Origin of the sequence: Glycomyces sp. NPDC049804, assembly GCF_040674615.1 — a bacterium.
GTDB classification, from domain to species: Bacteria; Actinomycetota; Actinomycetes; order Mycobacteriales; family Micromonosporaceae; genus Glycomyces; species Glycomyces niveus.
In genome coordinates, this window is sequence record NZ_JBFAMQ010000003.1 from 297,629 (window position 1) to 316,490 (window position 18,862).

General features: G+C 70.5%; 16 protein-coding genes and 2 tRNA genes. 12 read left to right on the top strand and 6 right to left on the bottom strand.

What is annotated here, in order from left to right:
• Positions 1-90 precede the first annotated feature (90 nt).
• Together AB0K52_RS06060 and AB0K52_RS06065 are read left to right on the top strand one after the other, a co-directional pair.
• Positions 91-864, top strand: coding sequence for a Bax inhibitor-1/YccA family protein (locus AB0K52_RS06060; RefSeq protein ID WP_363526802.1), 774 nt, complete (start codon positions 91-93; stop codon positions 862-864).
• A 63-nt stretch (positions 865-927) separates the two neighbouring features.
• Positions 928-1,200: a hypothetical protein gene (locus AB0K52_RS06065; protein WP_363527229.1), complete on the top strand. Its 273-nt coding sequence runs from the start codon at positions 928-930 to the stop codon at positions 1,198-1,200.
• On the opposite strand, the gene AB0K52_RS06070 is transcribed toward AB0K52_RS06065, so the two are convergent.
• From AB0K52_RS06070 to AB0K52_RS06080, 3 genes are read right to left on the bottom strand one after another with little or no spacing between them, the layout of a single operon-like run.
• A complete protein-coding gene (locus tag AB0K52_RS06070; RefSeq protein WP_363526804.1) occupies positions 1,197-1,511 on the bottom strand; it encodes a helix-turn-helix transcriptional regulator in 315 nt (104 codons plus the stop codon). The two genes, AB0K52_RS06065 and AB0K52_RS06070, sit on opposite strands and share 4 nt — an antisense overlap.
• Entirely contained in the window at positions 1,511-1,879 is a 369-nt protein-coding gene (locus AB0K52_RS06075) for a type II toxin-antitoxin system RelE/ParE family toxin (RefSeq protein WP_363526807.1), read from the bottom strand. Before AB0K52_RS06075 ends, AB0K52_RS06070 begins: the two co-directional genes overlap by 1 nt.
• Before the next feature lie 23 nt (positions 1,880-1,902).
• The gene (locus AB0K52_RS06080) at positions 1,903-3,984 is read right to left on the bottom strand and encodes an FUSC family protein (protein ID WP_363526810.1); all 2,082 of its coding nucleotides are present in this window, start codon (positions 3,982-3,984) and stop codon (positions 1,903-1,905) included.
• Positions 3,985-4,041: 57 nt separating this feature from the next.
• Between AB0K52_RS06080 and guaA the strand changes: the two genes are divergently transcribed.
• Both guaA and AB0K52_RS06090 read left to right on the top strand, forming a co-directional pair.
• Entirely contained in the window at positions 4,042-5,586 is a 1,545-nt protein-coding gene (gene guaA, locus AB0K52_RS06085; protein ID WP_363526813.1) for a glutamine-hydrolyzing GMP synthase, read from the top strand.
• Between the two features lie 31 nt (positions 5,587-5,617).
• Positions 5,618-6,535 (top strand): NUDIX domain-containing protein, encoded by a 918-nt coding sequence (locus tag AB0K52_RS06090; protein ID WP_208496743.1) that lies wholly within the window; start codon positions 5,618-5,620, stop codon positions 6,533-6,535.
• Here the strand turns inward: AB0K52_RS06090 and AB0K52_RS06095 are convergent.
• Positions 6,532-7,782 (bottom strand): phosphatidylserine decarboxylase, encoded by a 1,251-nt coding sequence (locus AB0K52_RS06095; RefSeq protein WP_363526816.1) that lies wholly within the window; start codon positions 7,780-7,782, stop codon positions 6,532-6,534. The two genes, AB0K52_RS06090 and AB0K52_RS06095, sit on opposite strands and share 4 nt — an antisense overlap.
• A gap of 237 nt (positions 7,783-8,019) precedes the next feature.
• Between AB0K52_RS06095 and AB0K52_RS06100 the strand changes: the two genes are divergently transcribed.
• From AB0K52_RS06100 to pcrA, 4 genes are all read left to right on the top strand, one after another.
• Positions 8,020-9,132, top strand: coding sequence for a Cys-Gln thioester bond-forming surface protein (locus AB0K52_RS06100; RefSeq protein WP_363526819.1), 1,113 nt, complete (start codon positions 8,020-8,022; stop codon positions 9,130-9,132).
• A gap of 412 nt (positions 9,133-9,544) precedes the next feature.
• Positions 9,545-10,654: a thioester domain-containing protein gene (locus AB0K52_RS06105; RefSeq protein WP_363526821.1), complete on the top strand. Its 1,110-nt coding sequence runs from the start codon at positions 9,545-9,547 to the stop codon at positions 10,652-10,654.
• A 241-nt stretch (positions 10,655-10,895) separates the two neighbouring features.
• On the top strand, positions 10,896-11,174 hold the full coding sequence (locus AB0K52_RS06110; RefSeq protein WP_363526824.1) for a chorismate mutase: 279 nt from the start codon (positions 10,896-10,898) through the stop codon (positions 11,172-11,174).
• A gap of 67 nt (positions 11,175-11,241) precedes the next feature.
• Positions 11,242-13,470, top strand: a complete 2,229-nt coding sequence (pcrA, locus tag AB0K52_RS06115; RefSeq protein WP_363526827.1) for a DNA helicase PcrA — start codon at positions 11,242-11,244, stop codon at positions 13,468-13,470.
• A gap of 102 nt (positions 13,471-13,572) precedes the next feature.
• Here pcrA and AB0K52_RS06120 read toward each other — a convergent pair whose 3' ends face one another.
• Positions 13,573-14,352, bottom strand: coding sequence for a M23 family metallopeptidase (locus tag AB0K52_RS06120; protein ID WP_363526830.1), 780 nt, complete (start codon positions 14,350-14,352; stop codon positions 13,573-13,575).
• 173 nt (positions 14,353-14,525) lie between these two features.
• The gene (locus AB0K52_RS06125) at positions 14,526-15,506 is read right to left on the bottom strand and encodes a biliverdin-producing heme oxygenase (RefSeq protein WP_363526832.1); all 981 of its coding nucleotides are present in this window, start codon (positions 15,504-15,506) and stop codon (positions 14,526-14,528) included.
• 273 nt (positions 15,507-15,779) lie between these two features.
• Between AB0K52_RS06125 and AB0K52_RS06130 the strand changes: the two genes are divergently transcribed.
• The 4 genes from AB0K52_RS06130 (at position 15,780) to AB0K52_RS06145 (ending at position 18,815) form a co-directional block, all read left to right on the top strand.
• Positions 15,780-15,941, top strand: a complete 162-nt coding sequence (locus AB0K52_RS06130; protein WP_363526835.1) for a hypothetical protein — start codon at positions 15,780-15,782, stop codon at positions 15,939-15,941.
• Between the two features lie 35 nt (positions 15,942-15,976).
• Complete coding sequence (locus AB0K52_RS06135) at positions 15,977-18,502, top strand: bifunctional diguanylate cyclase/phosphodiesterase (protein ID WP_363526838.1); 2,526 nt, start codon at positions 15,977-15,979, stop codon at positions 18,500-18,502.
• A gap of 98 nt (positions 18,503-18,600) precedes the next feature.
• Positions 18,601-18,673 (top strand) — tRNA-Thr (locus tag AB0K52_RS06140).
• A 70-nt stretch (positions 18,674-18,743) separates the two neighbouring features.
• Positions 18,744-18,815: transfer RNA gene (locus tag AB0K52_RS06145), tRNA-Met, on the top strand.
• Positions 18,816-18,862: the final 47 nt, after the last annotated feature.

The following is an 18,862-nucleotide window of genomic DNA, read 5'->3' on the forward strand; positions in this document are numbered from 1 at the left end:
GTGACCGGATAGTCTGGGAACCACCCTTGAACATCCAACGGAGGACCGCAGGTCATGGCAATGCAGAGCAGGAACTCATCCCTTCGCAATATGGTGAAGACCCAGTACAACGAGCAGCACATGGGTGCCGCGTACGGGCCTTACGGGCAGATGACCCAGGCGCCGCAGGCCGAGACCATGCGGATCGACGACGTCATCGTCCGCACCGTCGCCCTCGTCGGCGCGACCTTCGTGGCCGCCATGCTCACCTGGGGCATGTTCGCCAGCGGCGACAGCTCGCAGCTGGGCACCGCCGGCCTGCTGATGACGCTCGGCTCGGTCGTGGGCATCGGCATCATGATCTTCTCGATGTTCAAGCCCATCACGAACCCGTTCGTGGCCTTCGCGTACGCGATCGGCCAGGGCTTCCTCCTCGGCGGCGTCTCCGCGATCTTCGAGGCCCAGTTCCCGGGCATCGTCGTCAACGCGCTCGTCGGCACGATCCTGGTGTTCGCGGGCATGCTCGCGCTCTACAAGTTCCGCATCCTCAAGAACTCCCCGATGTTCACCAAGGTCATCGTCGGCGCCGGCTTCGGCATCGCGGGCCTGCTCCTGGTGAACTTCGTGGCGAGCCTCTTCGGCGCCAACCTCGGCCTGTTCGCCACCCCGGGCGGCGACCCGACGACCCTGCAGTGGATCATCGCGATCGCCCTGACCCTGTGGGCCGCGTTCTCGTTCATCCTCGACTTCGACATGATCGAGTACTCCGCCGCGAACGGCGCCCCGAAGAAGTACGCGTGGGCCGGGGCCTTCGGCCTCACCGCGGGCCTCATCTTCCTGTACTGGAACCTGCTGCGCCTGCTCTCCTACTTCCAAGGCGAATAGCCGCGGAAGCATGAAGCACAGCCAGGGCGAGTAGCGCATTTGAGCACCGAACTCGAGCGGGCGATCAGGCGTGTCGTCGAAGGCACGCGCCACTGGTCGCCCGCTCGCTGGTCTTCCAGGGCCGATGCCATGCACGCGCTCCTGCAGGCCCTCGCCGACCTCACCGCCGACGCCGAGGGCCGCCCGCACCGCCCGGTCCCGCGCCTCCCGAATGACATGAACCTTCCTGACCAGCTCCAGGTGATCGGCCTCGACCTGCTCGAAGTGGAACTCACTGAAGAGCAGCGAGCCCGGATCGCGGAAGCGATCCGGGCAGCGAGGGAAGTGCTGTTCTAAGCGATCTGAAGCACGTCGCCGTCCTCGAAGAAGATCGCCTGCTTCAGGTGTCCACCGAGGGCCTCGGCGTAACGCGCGAGGTCTTCCTGTCCGGAGATGTCGCCGCGCTCGATCAGGGAGACACGGCCCTTGGTGACACCCACGCGCTCGGCGATCTCCGCCTGCGTCAGGCTCCGGGCTCTGCGGGCTTCTGCGAGCCGGAATCCCTGCGCCTCGGCCCTGAGCCGCTTGACGCCTTCGACCCGCTCTTCGCCTCCGGCGCGGGCGATCATCTCATCTCGGATGTCGTTCCGATTGACGTACCCTGCCATCAGTCACTCCCTTCGCTTCGGCGTTCCTTCAGGTAGCTCGCATAACGCCGTTCTGCCAGCGGGATGGCTTCCTTGTACCACTGCTGCCACTTTCCGGTCTTGTCTCCGGCCACCAGCAGGACGCTCCTACGCCAAGGGTCGAATGCGAACAGGATTCGCATGTTCCCGGGGTGCAGTTCCTTGAGGTTGGCGAGATTCGATCCCTTCAGTGTGTCGACCATCGGTCTCCCAGCCTGAGGACCCTCCGAGATCTCGCGCGCCTTCTGATCGAGGTCGTTGATCCAGCTGAGCACTTCAGGCAGGACGTGGAGTTCCCAGGGGAGTCGTCGTTGCTCACTCCGGGGAGTTTGGGAATAACGAAACCTCAAAACCGGGAGGAAACGCCGTGTCCTCAGGTTCGGTTCCAGTCGGCCATCAGGAGCGCCGCGTCGTCCAACGCCTCGACGATGTTGTCCGACTCCCAGCGCAGCACGCTCCGCCGCGTCCGCGTCTCGCGGTCCTCGATCGCGGCGAGCCGGAAGTCGAGCCGCTGCACCGCCTCGCTCAAGTCCACGCCGCGCGGCGGCGCCTCCCCGCGCGCCAGCGCCGCCAGCCGCAGATAAGCGGCATCGAGCGAGTCCGCGAACGCGTCCACGCCCGCGAGCCCCTTCGCCTGCTCCTCGCGGCCGAGCGTCGCGTTCACCGCCACGAGCGCCCTTCCGGCCCTTGACAACGCGGCCTCCGCGCCGAGCGCGTCCGCCGACAGCGGCCCCGGCCCGGCGACCGGTTCGGCCTTCGCCTGGTCGGCCGCGCTGGTGAGCGCGGCCCGGCGGGCGCGGATGCGGTCGATCGCGGCGTGCATGACCTTCCGGTCGTAGTCGGCGGGGTGCGCCTGGCGGTCGAGGGTGAGCCGCGCGTAGTCGCGGTAGGCGTCCACGAGGTCCCCGAGGAGGTCGCCGAGGCGGCGGGTCTGCCAGGTCGGGACGAGCACGTAGAAGCCGATCGCGAGCGCCGCGCCCACCAGGGTGCAGGCGCCCCGGTCGAACGCGGCGATCACCGGGCTCTCGCCGGAGAGGTCGATCTGGAACACCGTGAAACCCGAGACGGCCGCGGCGAACACGAGCATCGACACCGGCCGGGTGAGGTACGCGATGAGCGCGTACGCGAGCACGATCAGGCTGAGCCACAACTGGTCCTGCGGGATGAGCAGCCCCAGGAGCGAGGCGAGGACGACACCGCCGGTGGTGCCGACGGCGCGGGTGACGCCGCGCGTGAGCGTCCCCGAGAAGTCCGCCTGCAGCACCAGCCAGGCGGTGAGGGGGATCCAGTAGCCGTGCCCGGTGGGCCAGGCGAGGCCGATCGTCATCGCCAGGGCGATCACCCCGGCCCGGCGCAGGGCGTGGTGGATGACCGGGTCGTGCCGGTGGAGGCGGCCGCGGAGCTGGCCGAGCGCCTGGCGGGCGGTGCTCGTGGCGTGCGCGAGGGCGGGGTCGGCGACGACGTCGTCGCCGCCGGCGGTGATGCGCTCGGCGAAGCCGCCGGTCTCGTGGAGGGTGCGCAGGAGCCCGCCGATCTCGGTGGGCATCGTGCCCGTGGCGGTCGCCATCGGGTTCTGGGAGAGGCCGTCGAGGAGCGCGTCCCAGTCGAGGTCGACGTGCGAGCGGGCGGTGATCTGCTCGGCGAAGTGGGCGAGGAGCCGGGCGGCGAGTTCCAAAGCCTCCGAATAGAACTCGACGGTGTCGCGGTCCTGGGCGTCGGCGCGGGCGCGCGCCGAGGCGGTGCGGCCGATCGCGCTCGAGACCGCGTACAGCTGGCGGCGGGCCTCGAGGATCGCGGCGGGCAGAGCCCGGCGGCGGTCGAGCTCCTGCGCGGCCTCGAAGAGCGGCTCGGTGCGGAACGGCGCGTTCGGGTCGGCGGCGAGCGCGTCCGCCTCCTCGGCGAGCGCCCGCCACGCGTCGGCGAGGGTGCGGCGGTCCTCGGCCCACCGGAAGTACGGCGGCAGGAGCGCGGTGAGCGCCTGCACGGCGCCGCCCGCGGCGACCGCGAGCGCGGCCCAGAGGACCCCGGCCTCGGCCGTGAGGTGGTCGGCGAGGAAGAACATGATGCCGGAGACGGTGAAGGTGACGCCCGCGAAGTGTGTGACGGAGCCGATGAACGTGAGCGTGAACGCATAGGCGGCCGCGGCGGCGATGAGCACCACCGGGTGGTCGATCGAGCCGAGCACCACCCCGAGGGACCCGGCCGCGCCGACCAGCAGCGGCAGCGCCGGCCCGGTGCGCGTGCCGGGGGTGAGCATCGCGACGCCGCCCAGCCAGGCGCCCATAACCGCAGCTGGGCCCCATGACGGGTGGTCGAAGAAGGCGACGGCGCTCATGGCGGCGGCGATGCCGAACGCGGCCCGGACGGCGAGCACGGGCACGGCCTCGCCGGGCGTCCACGACCGCAGGTCCCGGCCGACCCGGCGGAACGATTCGCGGACCCCAGGGTTGAGCACGTCATCAGGGTAGCCGCGCCTGCTGGTGTGAGCACCGCTACCGGTTACGCTGGTGTCATGCGACAAACGGTGCTGGTGGTCGACTTCGGGGCCCAATACGCGCAGCTCATCGCGCGCCGCGTCCGGGAAGCCAACGTCTACTCGGAGATCGTGCCCTCCTCGATGCCCGCGAGCGAGATGCTCGCCAAGGAGCCGGCCGCGATCATCCTCTCGGGCGGTCCTTCGAGCGTGTACGCCGAAGGCGCCCCGCAGGTGGACAAGGCCCTGTTCGAGGCCGGCGTGCCGGTCCTCGGGATCTGCTACGGCTTCCAGGCCATGGCGAACGCCCTCGGCGGGACGGTCGCCAAGACCGGCCTGTCCGAGTACGGAGGGACCGAGCTCGACGTGCTGTGCCCGTCGAAGCTCCTCGACGGCCTGCCCGAGCACCAGTCGGTGTGGATGAGCCACGGCGACTCCGTCACCGAGGCCCCCGCCGGGTTCGAGGTCGTGGCCCGCACCGCCGGCGCGCCCGTCGCCGCGTTCGAGAACCTCGAGGCGCGCCTCGCGGGCGTCCAGTACCACCCCGAGGTCGCCCACACCCCGCACGGCCAGGCCGTCATCCGCCACTTCCTGCTCGACATCGCCGGCATCAAGCCGAACTGGACGAACTCGGCGATCATCGACGAGCAGGTCGCCGCGATCCGCGAGCAGGTCGGCGACAAGCGCGTCCTGTGCGCCCTCTCCGGCGGCGTCGACTCCTCCGTGGCCGCGGCGCTCGTGCACCGCGCCATCGGCGACCAGCTCACCTGCGTGTTCGTCGACCACGGCCTGCTCCGCGCGGGCGAAGCCGAGCAGGTCGAGAAGGACTACGCGCAGCTCACCGGCATCGACGTGCGCGCCGTGGACGTCTCCGAGCAGTTCCTCACCGCCCTCAAGGGCGTCACGGACCCCGAGGAGAAGCGCAAGATCATCGGCCGCGAGTTCATCCGCACCTTCGAGGCCGCGGCCCGCGAGATCGCCGAAGAGCAGGGCATCGACTTCCTCGTCCAGGGCACCCTGTACCCCGACGTCGTCGAGTCCGGCGGCGGCACCGGCACCGCCAACATCAAGAGCCACCACAACGTGGGCGGCCTCCCCGACGACCTGCAGTTCGCGCTCATCGAGCCGCTGCGGACCCTCTTCAAGGACGAGGTCCGCGCGATCGGCCTCGAACTCGGCCTGCCCGAGGCGATGGTCTGGCGCCACCCGTTCCCCGGCCCCGGCCTGGGCATCCGCATCGTCGGCGAGATCACCCGCGAACGCCTCGACCTGCTCAAGGCAGCCGACGCGATCGCCCGCGCCGAGCTCACCGCCGCCGGCCTCGACCGCTCGGTGTGGCAGTTCCCGGTCGTGCTCCTCGCCGACGTCCGCTCCGTCGGCGTCCAGGGCGACGGCCGCACCTACGGCCACCCGATCGTGCTGCGCCCGGTCTCCTCCGAGGACGCCATGACCGCCGACTGGTCCCGCCTGCCCTACGAGCTGCTGGCGAAGATCTCCACGCGCATCACCAACGAGGTCGCCGACGTCAACCGCGTCGTGCTCGACGTCACCAGCAAGCCGCCGGGGACCATCGAATGGGAATAGTCATTCGATGATCACGCCGTACAGTTGAGGGATGCAATTCCGGATAGCTGCGTACGGGGAGGTCCGTGACGAGAACGGCCGGGTCCTGCTGACGAGGCGGACCCGCGGGCGCGAAGCGGGCCCCTGGCATCTGCCGGGCGGCGTCATCGACCACGGCGAGCCCCCCAAGCGGGCCGCCGGGCGTCTGGTCGGCGAGCACACCGGCTACGAGGTCGCCGTCGGCGCACCCCTCGAAGCGGTCGCCGTCGCCAGGCGCGGCGTCCACACCAACGCGATCATCTACACCGCCACGGTCGCCGGCGGCCCCGCCGGGGACTTCGCCGGCGACGCCGCCGAATGGGTCGACCCGGCCCGCGCGGCCGCCGAATCGCACTCGCCGTTCGTCTCGGCGACCCTCGGCCTCGCCGACGACCGGCTCGCCGGACGCGTCGACAAGGCCCCGCAGGAGACCCGGCCCGTCCCGCCCGCGAAGGCCAAGAAGGGCCGCCGCAGGCGCGGCCAGCGCTTCGGCGCGTACGGGGTCGTCGCCGACGGCGACGGCCGCATCCTCCTCGCCCGCATCGCCGAGGGCTACCCCGGCGGCGGCACCTGGCACCTGCCCGGCGGCGGCGTCGACTTCGGCGAGTCGCCGCGCGCGGCCGTCGCCCGCGAGATCTACGAGGAGACCGGCCAGGAGGCCTTGGTCGGCGACCTGCTCAACGTCACGTCGTTCCGGCACCGCCGCGCGATCGGCCCCGAGGGGTACCCGCTCGACTGGCACGGGGTGCGCGCGATCTACTCCGCCACGGTGCCCGACCCCTCGGCCGCGCAGGTGGTCGAGGCCGCGGGCGGCTCCACGAGCGAGTCGCGCTGGTGGAACGCGGACGCCCTCGACGACCTGCCGCTGTCGGCGGCCGTCGAGGACGCGCTGCAAGTGGTCGACCTGAAGAATCTGGCCGCCCAGGCTTAGCGCCAGCGGGCGATCACCGTTTCTCCGGCGCGGACGGTCTCGCCCGGGTCGACCGCGGCTTCGGCGGCGCCCGCGGGCAGGTAGACGTCCGTGCGGGAGCCGAACCGGATGAGGCCGTACCGCTCGCCCTTCGCCACGGCCGCACCGGGCTTGGTGCGGTTGACGATGCGGCGCAGGAGCGCGCCGGTGCGCTGGGCGACGACGACGCGACCGCGCGGGGTCGACAGGACCGTGTAGCAGGCGGCGTTGTGCTCGGCCTCGGGTGCGCTCACCTTCGAGTAGCCGCCGCGCTCGGTGAACACGTCGACCACTTCGCCGGCGACGGGCGCGCGGTTGATGTGCACGTCGGTGACCGACAGGTACGCGCTGATGCGCAGCCACTCGGACCCGGCGGTGCCGGTCGCGGCGCCGAAGCGCTCGTCGACGACGGTCTCGACGGCCATGACGGTGCCGTCCGAGGCGGCCAGCACCGCTTCGGGCTCGTCGTCCTCGCCGCGCAGGTCCGCTTCGCGCTGCGGGTCGCGGAAGAACGCGGCCACGGGCACGGCGGCGAGGGCGGGCAGGACCCAGGCCTTCGAGGAGGGCCGGATCTTCTTCGCGGCCCAGGCGGTCCCGAGGAGCAGCCCGGCGGCGATCACGCCGTTGGAGTCGAGGTGCATCGAGGGCGTGACGGCGACCGAGGACGCGCGCCAGGCGGGGGCGAGGTCTTCGGCGGGGGCGATCGCGTACGGTTCGCCCTCGCGCTTCGCGGCCGAGCCGATGCGGAGCTTGTGGATGCGCACGGGCGGCAGCGACCGGACGATGAGGTCGGTGCCGATCCCGTACTCGGCGACGAGTTCGGCGATCTCCTCGCGGGCGGGCGCGGTGAGGGTCGCGGCGAACGAGAGGACGCCGCCGGGCTCCACTTTCGTGCGCAGCAGCTCGATGTCGGCGATGAACGCCTCGGCCTCCACAGTGACCGGTGAGGCGAGCATGACCTCTTCGGCCGGTTCGGCGTCGGCGAGCGCGGCGACGGCGGTGACGTTGCCCGCGGTCCAGGACCCCTCGGCTGCCAGGGAAGCCTTCAGGTCCTCAATGGAGACCGGGTCGGCGACGACGGTGAGCCGGTCGGCGGGCATGAGCGCCTCGAGCGCGGCCGTCAGCACCGGGTTCCCCCAGGCCGCGCCCACGACCAGACCGGTCTTGGGACCCCTCCGGCGAGCGAATTCGTCGGTGATGCCGCGAGCGGCGGCTTTCGAGATCGGCATGACTCCGACTATAGAGCGCCGACCTGACGGGTCCGGGTCGCGCTCGCGTGTTGCCCGTGGGTGAGACATGACCCTTGTCCGGGTTTGGGATCGTACTTTCGGCGGGTTCTGCACATCGTTCGGTCGAGTGGCCGCGCCGTCACCGACGGTCCTCTCGTTTCCCCTCATGTCAGGTCGACCCGGCACTCCACTCACGACCCGCCACCTCAAGTCCGCTCCCAGGAGGACCGAACCACGATGAGACTCAAGACGATCCGCACTCCGCTCGCGGCGGCCGCCGCGCTCCTCGCCATCGCCGCGGGCGCTCCCGCCCACGCCGAGGAGCCCGAGCCGGTCACCGGCGACATCGTCACCGCCCCGGGCCTGGAGCTGCGCGGGCGGTTCGCGGAGGAGCGCTACGACGTGTGGGCCAACGTCCTCGGCCTCAAGCCGCACGGCGGCGAGGAGGTGCTGGTCGTCTACTGCATCGACATCCACACCCCGCTCGACACCGAGCACCCGTACACCGAGGGCGGCTGGGAGGAGTCCGGCGTCGCGAACCTCGAGGAGGTCCGCTGGGTCCTCTTCAGCGGCTACCCGAGCGTCGGCGCCGAGGACCTCATCGAGGCCGCGGGCGGCGAGGTGAACCCCGACTGGTCCGACGAGGAGGTCGCCGAGGTCGCCTACGCGGGCACGCAGGCCGCCGTCTGGCACTTCACCGACGACTGGGACCTGTTGGAGGACAACCCGGTCAAGGGCGGCAACAACGGTGAGGACGAGGCCGTGCTCGCGGTCTACGAGCACCTGACCGAGGAGCCCGGGCGCGTCCCGGACCCGTCCGGGTTCGCGGTGGACCTCGAGGGCGAGGAGCAGGCGACGTTCGAGGACGGCCGCTTCGGGCCGTACACGATCCGCTCCAACGCCGGCCCGGTCGAGCTCACCGCCGAGGGCGGCCGCCTCGAGACCGCCGACGGCGGCGACGTGGACTCCCTGAGGGACCGCGAGCAGTTCTGGATCGTCCTCGACGACGGCGCCGGCGAGATCACCGTCAAGGGCAGGGCCGCGTACGACCTGCCGGTGGGCCGGATCTTCGTGGCCACCACCGACGAAGCGCTCACCGGCGCGGCGGACAACCCGATGACCGCCGGCGACTCGCAGCAGCTCATCCTCGCGCAGCCGCGCGAAGGCGAGGTCCCCGCCGAATGGCGGTTCGCCCTCGACGCCCCCGAGGCGAGCGCGCCGCCGAAACCGCAGCTGCCCGTCACCGGCTCGACCTTGAGCGTCGCCTTCGCGGCGGGCCTGGCGCTCCTCGTGGGCGGCATGACGGTCATCGCACTCGGCAAGCGCCGCAGCAAGGCCGCGGACCACTAAGACCTGAGGGACGCGGGCGCCGCTGGCCGATGGCGAGCGCCCGCTGCCGCAGGAGCGTTCCGGACCACGTCGAACGGTCCGGACCCGGGCGCGCTCCGCGGCTCGACACAACGCCCGGCGCATGGTGCGGCCGGGACCGGAGGAAGCGATCCCCTCCGGTCCCGGCCACTCTGGTCACTCCAGTGACGGCACCAGCACCCGATACCGAATCGTTACAGTGGCGCGGCTCTCTCGAGCCGCGCCTTTTCCGTTGCCCTGCAATCGAACTGCAGCTGAGGAAATTTCACCCGAAGCATGCAACCGGCATGGTCCCGCTAACGTGTCGCATGAAGAGTCTGTACTGATTTATGACTCGCAAGCATCGTCAAGACTGCGTCAATCCCTCGGAAAAGCAAAGGGACTTCTACCAATGATGACCAAAGCCCTGAAAGGGACGATGGCCGCTGCCGCGGGCGTCGCGCTCGGCCTCAGCGGCGTCGCCGCAGCCCAGGCCCAGGACGAAGAGGCGGGCATCCTCGCCGCCGGCAACGTCGTGATCGAAGACGGCGGCATCCAGCTGTACGGCAAGGCCGGCGGCGTGGACAAGAAGCCGCACGCCTCCATGATCGCCCTCGACCTCGGCGACGAGGACTACCGCTCCGTCTACTGCATCCAGCTCGAGGTCGACCTCGAAGAGCAGTACCTGCACGAAGAGCGCCCGTGGGAGGACGTGCCCGTCGAAGACCTCCCGATGGTCCTCGGCGTCCTCCTCGTCGGCTACGACGGCACCAACGCCGGCGAGCTCCTCGAAGAGGCCGGCCTCGCCAGCGACGACTACGGCGACGTCACCCAGGACCAGCTGGCCTACGCCGCCACCCAGTCCGCGATCTGGTCGCTGACCGACGGCTGGGTCATCGACCCCAACGACCCGACCGAGAACGACGTCGCCGACGAGATCGTCCCGGCCCTCCAGGCCTACATCCTCGAGAAGGCCGAGCCGGTCGACGAGCCCGACCTCGAGCCCTACTTCGACGTGGACGACTCGCAGGCCAAGACCGAGGGCAGCACCGTCGGTCCGTTCACCGCCTCGACCAACGTCGACGCGATCAACTTCTCCCAGCCCGAAGGCGCCACCATCGTCGACGAGAACGGCGAGGAGCTCACCTCCCTCTCCGACGGCACCGTCTTCTACGTGAAGTTCGACGAGGCCAAGACCTCCACGGTCACCCTCGTCACCGACACCTTCACCTGGACCACCCCGGCCGGGCGCACCTTCGTCCCCGTCGACGCCGAAGGCGCCGACGTCGAGGGCCAGCGCCTCATCCTCGCCGAGGAGTACACCGAGGAGTACAACGCCGAGATCGAGTTCGAGATCACCGTCGAAGAGGTCCCGAGCGAATCCCCGAAGCCGCAGCTGCCCGTCACCGGTTCCAGCCTGACCACCGTCGCCGTCACCGGCGGCGCGGTCCTGCTCGCCGGCGTCGTCGCGATGGTGCTCATGCGCCGCCGCGCCGCCCGCGCCGACTGGGGCTCGGACGCTTAACGGCGCCTGAACACTGCGATAACCGCCACACGCCCGCTGGTCAGACCGGTGGGCGTGTGGCATACTTGGCCCGTGACTCAGAGCGCGCGATTTTACTTTTACTACGGCCGGAACCGTCCGAGCCGTAGGTCTTCGCGCTGAACACAGACCTACTGGCCCCGGGCGAACAGCCCGGGGCCTTTTTCACGCCCAGGGCCACCGCCCGGAGTCAGATGAGACATCGCTCTAAGGAGAAGCCCTGATGACCGCCAGCACCACTGCACTTCCCAACGACGCGGCTCCTGAAGAACTCCAGGAACTGCGCACCGAGATCGACGCGCTCGACGCCGAGATCATCCGCCTCTGGCAGCGCCGCGCCGAGGTCTCCAAGCGCATCGGCGAGATCCGCATGGCCAACGGCGGCACCCGCCTGGTCCTCGACCGCGAACGCGCCATCCTCGAGAAGTACCGCGCGGCGCTCGGCGACGACGGCATCCAGATCGCGATGCTGGTGCTGCGGTCGGGTCGCGGACCGCTCTAAGGAGCGCTCGAAAGAGTCGATGCCGCGCCGGTCGAGTGTCGTACCCGGCGCGGCATAATTGTTCGTGATGAACGACCTTCTGACCGGCCTCAACGAACCGCAACGCCAAGCCGTCGAGCACGCCGGGTCCCCGCTGCTCATCGTCGCGGGCGCGGGCTCGGGCAAGACCCGCGTCCTCACCCACCGCATCGGCCACCTCCTGGCCGAGCGCGGCGCGCACCCCGGCGAGATCCTCGCCATCACCTTCACCAACAAGGCCGCCGCCGAGATGCGCGAACGCGTCGACGCGCTCGTCGGCCCGCGCTCGCGCGCCATGTGGGTGCTCACCTTCCACTCCGCGTGCCTGCGCATCCTGCGCCGCGAAGCCCACCGGCTCGGCTGGAAGTCCAGCTTCACGATCTACGACACCGACGACGCCCGCCGGCTGCTCACCCAGATCGTCAAGGACCTCGGCCTCGACTCCAAGAAGCAGTCGCCGCGCTGGTTCGCCGCCGAAATCTCGCGCCTCAAGAACGAGCTCATCGGCCCCGATCAGGCCGCCGCGAAGGCCGACGACGCGCGCGGGAAGCTCGTCGCCGACGTCTACGCCCAGTACGACGAGCGGCTGCGCCTGGCCCAGGCCGTCGACTTCGACGACATCATCGGGTCCACCGTGCACCTGTTCCAGGCGTTCCCGGAGGTCGCCAAGTCCTACCGGATGCGGTTCCGGCACGTCATGGTCGACGAGTACCAGGACACCAACCACGCCCAGTACACGCTCGTGCGCGAACTCGTGGGCACCGGCGACGACCGGGCCGAGCTGTGCGTCGTCGGCGACGCCGACCAGTCGATCTACGCGTTCCGCGGCGCCACGATCCGCAACATCATCGAGTTCGAGCGGGACTTCCCCGACGCCAAGACGATCCTGCTCGAGCAGAACTACCGCTCCACGCAGACGATCCTCGACGCCGCCAACGGGGTCATCCGCAACAACACCGAGCGCGGCCGCGAGAAGCGGCTGTGGTCCGACGAGGGCCCCGGCTCATCGATCCTCGGCCACACCGGCGAGAACGAGCACGATGAGGCCGCGTGGGTCGCCAACCGGATCGACGAGCTCGTCGACGCCGGCGAGACCAGCTTCGGCGACAGCGCGATCTTCTACCGCACCAACGCGCAGTCGCGCGCGTTCGAAGAGGTGTTCGTGCGCCGCGGCATCCCCTACAAGGTCGTCGGCGGCGTCAGGTTCTACGAGCGCAAGGAGGTGCGCGACATGCTCGCGTACCTCAAGCTCACCGCGAACCCCGACGACACCGTCTCGGCGATGCGCGTGGTCAACACGCCCAAGCGCGGCGTCGGCGACCGGGCCGTGGCCGAGGTCGAAGCGCTCGCCGCGCGGCTGCGGATCTCCTTCCCCGCCGCGCTGCACCGGGTCGACGAGGCCCCCGGCGTCTCCGGGCGGGCCCGCACCGGGATCAAGCGGTTCTGCGAGATCCTCGACGAGGCCACCGCGCTCGCCCAGACCGCGCCGCCGGAGGAAGTGCTCGACAAGCTCATCGCCGATACCGGCTACCTCGAAGGGCTCGAGCAGTCCACCGACCCGCGCGACGAGGGTCGCGTCGAGAACATCCAAGAGCTCGTCGCCGTCGCCCACGAGTTCACCGAGGCCGTCGTGCGCGGCACGACCGACGACGACGAAGCCGACCTCACCGCGGACGTGCCGTCCTTCCTGGAGCACGTCGCGCTCGTCTCCGACGCCGACTCGATCCCCGATCCCGAGGCGGAGGATGGCGGCGTCGTCACGCTCATGACCCTCCACACCGCGAAAGGCCTCGAGTTCGACACGGTGTTCCTCACCGGGCTCGACGACGGCCTGTTCCCGCACGAGCGGTCCATGAACAAACCCGGCGACATGGAGGAGGAGCGGCGCCTCGCGTACGTGGGGCTCACCCGCGCCCGCAAGCACCTCCACCTCACCCGCGCCGGGACCCGCAACATCTTCGGGCAGCCCGAGTACTACGCGGCCAGCCGGTTCCTCGCCGAGATCCCCGGCGACCTCATCGAATGGTCCGAGTCGGCCCCGCCGCCGCGCGTGGTCAAGCCCAAGTCGACCGCGAACTTCGGCTCGCCGATCGTCATGCGCAACGCCGCCGACATCCCCTCGCTCGACGTGGGGGACAGGGTCACCCACGACAAATGGGGCCTCGGCCGCGTCGTCGAGCTCAAAGGCTCCGGCCCGCGGGCCCAGGCCCGCATCGACTTCGGCGACGGAGAACCCAAATGGGTCATCCTCCGCCTCGCGCCCGTCAGCAAGCTGTGACGCCCGAATGTCGCACCGGTGCGGGACGCCGCCCTCGGCAGTGGTGAAGGCGGGACCGGGAGGGCACCCGGGACCGCCCGCAGGTCCGCCGCTCGACGGCCGTCAGCGCAGGTCGAGCCCGGCTTCCGCGAGGTAGTGCAAGGGCTCGACCGGCTGGCCGTTCACATGCACCTCGAAGTGCACATGCGACCCGAACGAGCGGCCCGTGTTGCCCGCGTTCGCGATCTGCCCGCCCGCGTCCACCCAGTCGCCCTCGTCCACGAGCACTTCCGAGTTGTGGGCGTAGTACGTCTCCACGCCGTCGCCGTGGTCGATGACCACGAGGTTCCCGAACCCCGACTCCCAACCCGCGTGCGTCACCGTCCCCGGGTACGCCGCGTAGACCGGGTCCCCCGTCTCGGCGTCGAAATCGACCCCGTTGTGGTTGCGGCCCCAGCGCTGCCCGAACAGCGACGTGATCGTGATGTCGTCCAGCATCGGCGTCCACTTGATCTGCGCCGCCTGCCCCGTCACCGGCGACGTCCGCTCCACCGCGACCACCTCCTCGGCGGTCGCCGTGCCGATCGGCGCGTCCCCGACGGCGCTGCTCGCCGCCGTCGATTCCGGGACGCTCGCCTCCTCGGCCAGCGCGGCGATGTCCGCGACCGCCCGCGACGGCCCCGGATCCTCCTCTCCCGCTGAGAAACCGGCCCCCGTCGCCATGGCGACGACCGAGGCCCCGGCGACGGCCGAGCCGACGACGGCGGTGTAGCGGCGCTGCGTCCCCGACAGCAGCGGGGCGAGCTCTGCGGCCCACGAGGCGCGGTGCTGGCCCCTCGTGCGGTGCGGCCGGGCGGCGTGCCGCCTGATTGCAGCGGCGGGTACCGGTCCGGTATCGGACATTGAGACTCCGAGATCGTGGCGGTGCCCATCGGCGGCGCTTTGGACTGGGTCAGTCCTGGGGGGCCGGCCGTGGGCTTGGCACCGCCACACGGTAACGCCGCGAACGGCGGGCAGGGGAGATTCGTCACCGCCCGGCGTGTCGCGACGATCAAGGCAATCCCGGGAGGTAGTGCTCAGACGTTCTCCAGCTGCGCCTTCGACTCGGTGAACAGCCGCACGATCTCCGGCCGCACCTCCGCGCGCTCCGAGAGCGGTGCGGCCCAGTCGATCCGGACCGGCACCTCCACACCGCCCACGACCGCCGCGAAATCCGCGCCCTCCCCGTCGAAACCGGTCATGCGGGCCGACTCGGCGCCGCGCCGGCCGCCCGTGCCCTGGCAGATCACGAGCGTGTCGGCCGCGTGGTCGGTGTTCATGTGGTGGCAGATCGCGGCGATCACCTCGGGTTCGAACGGGTTGCGGCCCAGGCCTTCGCCGAGGGCCGCGAGGACGGCGCCGTTGTGGTCGTAGGCGAGCAGGATCTCCTCGATGACGCGTGCCTGGTCGGCCCCGGTGAGGTCGGCCGCGTCCAGGCGGGAGCGGTATTCGTCCTTGAAGGCCTTGGGGCTCTTGATGTCCGCGAAGTCGTAGAAGGTCGCGCCCGCGTCCTCGAAGCCGTAGTTGCGGCGCGCGGCCTTGCCGAACGCCTGGCCGCCGGAGAGGTCGCCGAGGTAGCGGGTGTACGCGTGGGCGATGTAGCCGCCGGGCCAGTCGGCCGCGACCTCGTTGATCCGGTCCACGTACGCCTTGGTGGCCGGGAGCGGCTCGATGCCGGAGCGCCACTTGGGGCCCATGAGGAATCGCAGGTCGGCTTCGATCGCGGGCACGCGGGCGAGTTCGGGGAACACGAACGGGCCGGCGACCGGGTCGTCCGCGTAGCGCGCGGCCGCGGCCTCGATCGCCGCGTAGACGAAGTACTGCTGGGCGTGCCAGCGGGTGTAGTCGGCGACGGTGAGGGTGCCGTCGAAGAGCCTGTCGAACACGCCGGGTGCCTTGTCGGCACCGGCGTCGGCCGACGGGTCGAGTCCTTGGTGGCGCGACCAGGAGGCTTCGCGGATCCGGGCCGAGAAGCGGATCGCCCCGGGCTCGCTCGCGGCGGCGGTGTCTGCAGGCATGTGCGTATTCCTTGTCGAACAGCGATCGTATTCCCCTGTAAGGCAAGGCTAACCTACCTGATCGGGAGCGGGCGGGTGTGCGAACGTCCGACCCGTGAGCGAGCCGGGTGCGGGCATCGGCGAGAATGGTGTGAGCCGTGCTCACCCGTACGGCTGAACCGGAAAGAGCGCGAGAATCACGGTCGCAAGCCTTCCCCAGGAAGAGCCGACTGTGGCACCATGGGCTCTACTGGTCCCCTTGACAGCACATTCCCACACCTCACGGGAGGCCTCGTGAAACCCGCCAGACTGATCAAGAAAGCCGCAGCGGTGGTCGCGGCAGCCTTCATTGCGCTCGGCATCGTCGCCGGCACCGCCTCCGCCGCGTCGGCGGACGCGGCAGACGCCGCCGCCGTCGAGTACCACCTGGCTGGCAACTCCGGCGACCTGCAGTAGCCGTCAGGCCGGCGCTCGAGAGGGGTAGCTCATCGGTGATCCGCGAACTGCACCCTCGGATCTTCAGTGCGCTCGCGTGGACGCTGAACGGGCTCATGCTCGTCGCCGTCGCCGCCGCGCTCGTACTGACGTGGACCCCGGAGCAGCTGCCTTACCTGGAGGCCGCCACATTCGTGGCGGCCTTCGTGGTCGCCCAGAACCTCCAGGTGATCCAGCACTTCCGCCAGCACCGCATCGCGTTCAACCTCGCGGACATCCCACTGGTGCTGGCGCTGTTCTACCTGCCGCCGTTCGCGGTGATCCTGGCCCGCCTCATCTCCTCGCTGATCTTCTTCGCGGGCAGGTACATCCGCTCGGACGTCGGCCCGCTCAAGCCGATCTTCAACGTGGGCATGTCGACCCTCGGCGCGGCATCGGCCGTCGCGGTCGCCGAGTACGCCGGGCTCGGCGCCGGACACGACCCGCGCACATGGCTCGTCGCCGTCCTCGGCGTGTGCGCGGCCGGGCTCATGACGACGGTGCTCCTGTCGCTCATGCTGTTCATCCTCAACGGCTGGACGAGCATGCTCAAGGCCTGGTCGGGGTTCGCGCTCACGTTCATCGGGCCGATCATGGCCGCCTCGGTCGGCCTGATGATCCTCATCATGCTCGAGGCCACGCCGTGGTCGGCGATCCCGATCGTGATCCTCATGCTCACCACGATCGGCCTGGCCCGCAGCTACATGAAGCTGCGGAGGCAGCGGCAGATCCTCGACGAGCTCAACAACTTCACGCAGCTCGTGGCCGACTCCGTGCGCTCCAACCGGCTCATCGACGCGACGCTGGGGCGGCTGCGCGAGATCTTCGCCGCCGAGTCCGCGACCGTGTGGGTGCCGGCCGAGGGCCGCTACCCCGAGATCAGGCTCACCTCCTCTGTGGACGATGTGGGCCTCACCGACCTCGACCCGGTGCCCGAGGCGCTCCAGCAGGCCGTCATCGCCAGCGGCGAGCCCACGCTCATCGGGCCGCGCCACGGCAGCCGCGAGCGGCGGGCCGTCCTCGAAGCGGGCGGGCTGCGCAGCGCGATCCTCGTGCCGCTGCGCTCGGGCGACGAGGTGTACGGCTGCCTCTCGGTCGCCGACCGCATCGGCGGCGAGATGTCGACGTTCCTCCCGGTGGACCTGCAGCTCTTGGAGACCGTCGCCGCGCACGTGAGCATCGCCGTGGACAACTCGCGCCTGGTCGACCAGCTGCGCTATGACGCCTACCACGACCCGCTCACCGGGCTCCCCAGCCGCCGCCGGTCGTTGGCGGCGCTGCAGGAGGCCCTGTCGATCACCGTCCCGAACGAGGTCGTGGCGGTGTTCATGTTCGATGTGGACTCGCTGCACGAGATCAACGACGCGCTCGGCCACGAGGCCGGGGACACCGCGCTCAAGGAGTTCGCCAGGCGGCTCCAGGACCACGCGCCCGCCGCGTCGTTCCTCGGCCGCATCGACTCCGACGAGTTCATCCTCCAGACCCGCCTGGCGTCCACCGACGAGGCGCTCGACACCGCGCGGCGGCTGCGGGCGGCCGTGCACGGGCCGTTCGAGGTCGGCGGGGTGTCTGTCGGGCTCTCGGCGGCCGTGGGCGTGGTCACGCACCCGGACTTCGCGGCCGACGCCGACGAGATCCTCAAACGCGCCGACGGCGCGACCCGGCAGGCCAAGAACGCCGCCGACGGCGTGCAGCTCTACCACTCCGGTCTCGAATCCGAGAGCCTGCGCCGCATCGGCCTCGCCGCCGACCTGCGCAAGGCCCTCGACCGAGGCCAGCTCGAAGTGCACTTCCAACCCAAGGTCCGCCTCGACCGCGCCCTGAACGACCCCGGGGCCGTGATCGGCGCCGAGGCGCTGGTGCGGTGGCCGCACCCGACGTTCGGGCTCGTGGCCCCCGAGGAGTTCATCCCGATCGCCGGGTCCACCGGCCAGCTCGGGCACCTGACCGAGACCGTCCTCGACGAGGCCCTGCGCCGCTCCGCCGCATGGGCCGGCGACGACGGGCCGCTGCCGATGGCGGTGAACCTCTCGCCGCGCACCCTCGCGGACGCGGACTTCCCGGACAAGGTCGCGGCGCTCCTGGAGCGGCACGGCGTCCCGGCCGACCGGCTCACGTTCGAGATCACCGAGGACGACGTGGTGTCGGGCGAGCCGCTGCTCACCCCCGCGCTCGACCGGCTGCACGAGATGGGCGTGCGCCTGTCGGTGGACGACTTCGGCACCGGGTACTCCTCGCTCGCGTACCTGCGGCGGCTGCCGGTGCAGGAGATCAAGATCGACCTGCGGTTCGTGCAGGGCATGGCCACCGACGCCGACGACCGCGCGATCGTGGAGGCGGTCCTGGGGCTCGCCCGGCACTTCGCGATCGACGTCGTCGCCGAGGGCATCGAGGCGCACCAGACCGTCGAGCAGCTGCGCGAGCTCCACTGCGAGGCCGGCCAGGGCTACTACTTCTCGCGGCCGCTGCCCGCCGACCGGTTCGCGGCGTGGCTCGAGCATCAGGGCGGCGGCACCGGCCGGGCCCGCCTGCGGGCGGTCTAGCCGCCCTGTTGTGGCCCGCACCGCAAGGCCGCCCCCGCGTTCGATCTGGGCGGCCCGTCATGTACTCTTGTCAAGGCCGCGAGGGAAGCCTCGCGAACGCCCCCTTAGCTCAGTCGGCAGAGCGTCTCCATGGTAAGGAGAAGGTCTACGGTTCGATTCCGTAAGGGGGCTCGGAAGCACTCAGGAACCATTCGAGTGCTGTACTGCTCACACAGAGCCATTCTGTAGGCAGTGAGCGCACGGCGGTGTAGCTCAGTGGTAGAGCAAACGACTCATAATCGTTGTGTCGGCAGTTCGATCCTGCCCATCGCTACTTTGTAAAGCGTCAACCATTGAGATACGCTGGTTGGCGCTTTGTTT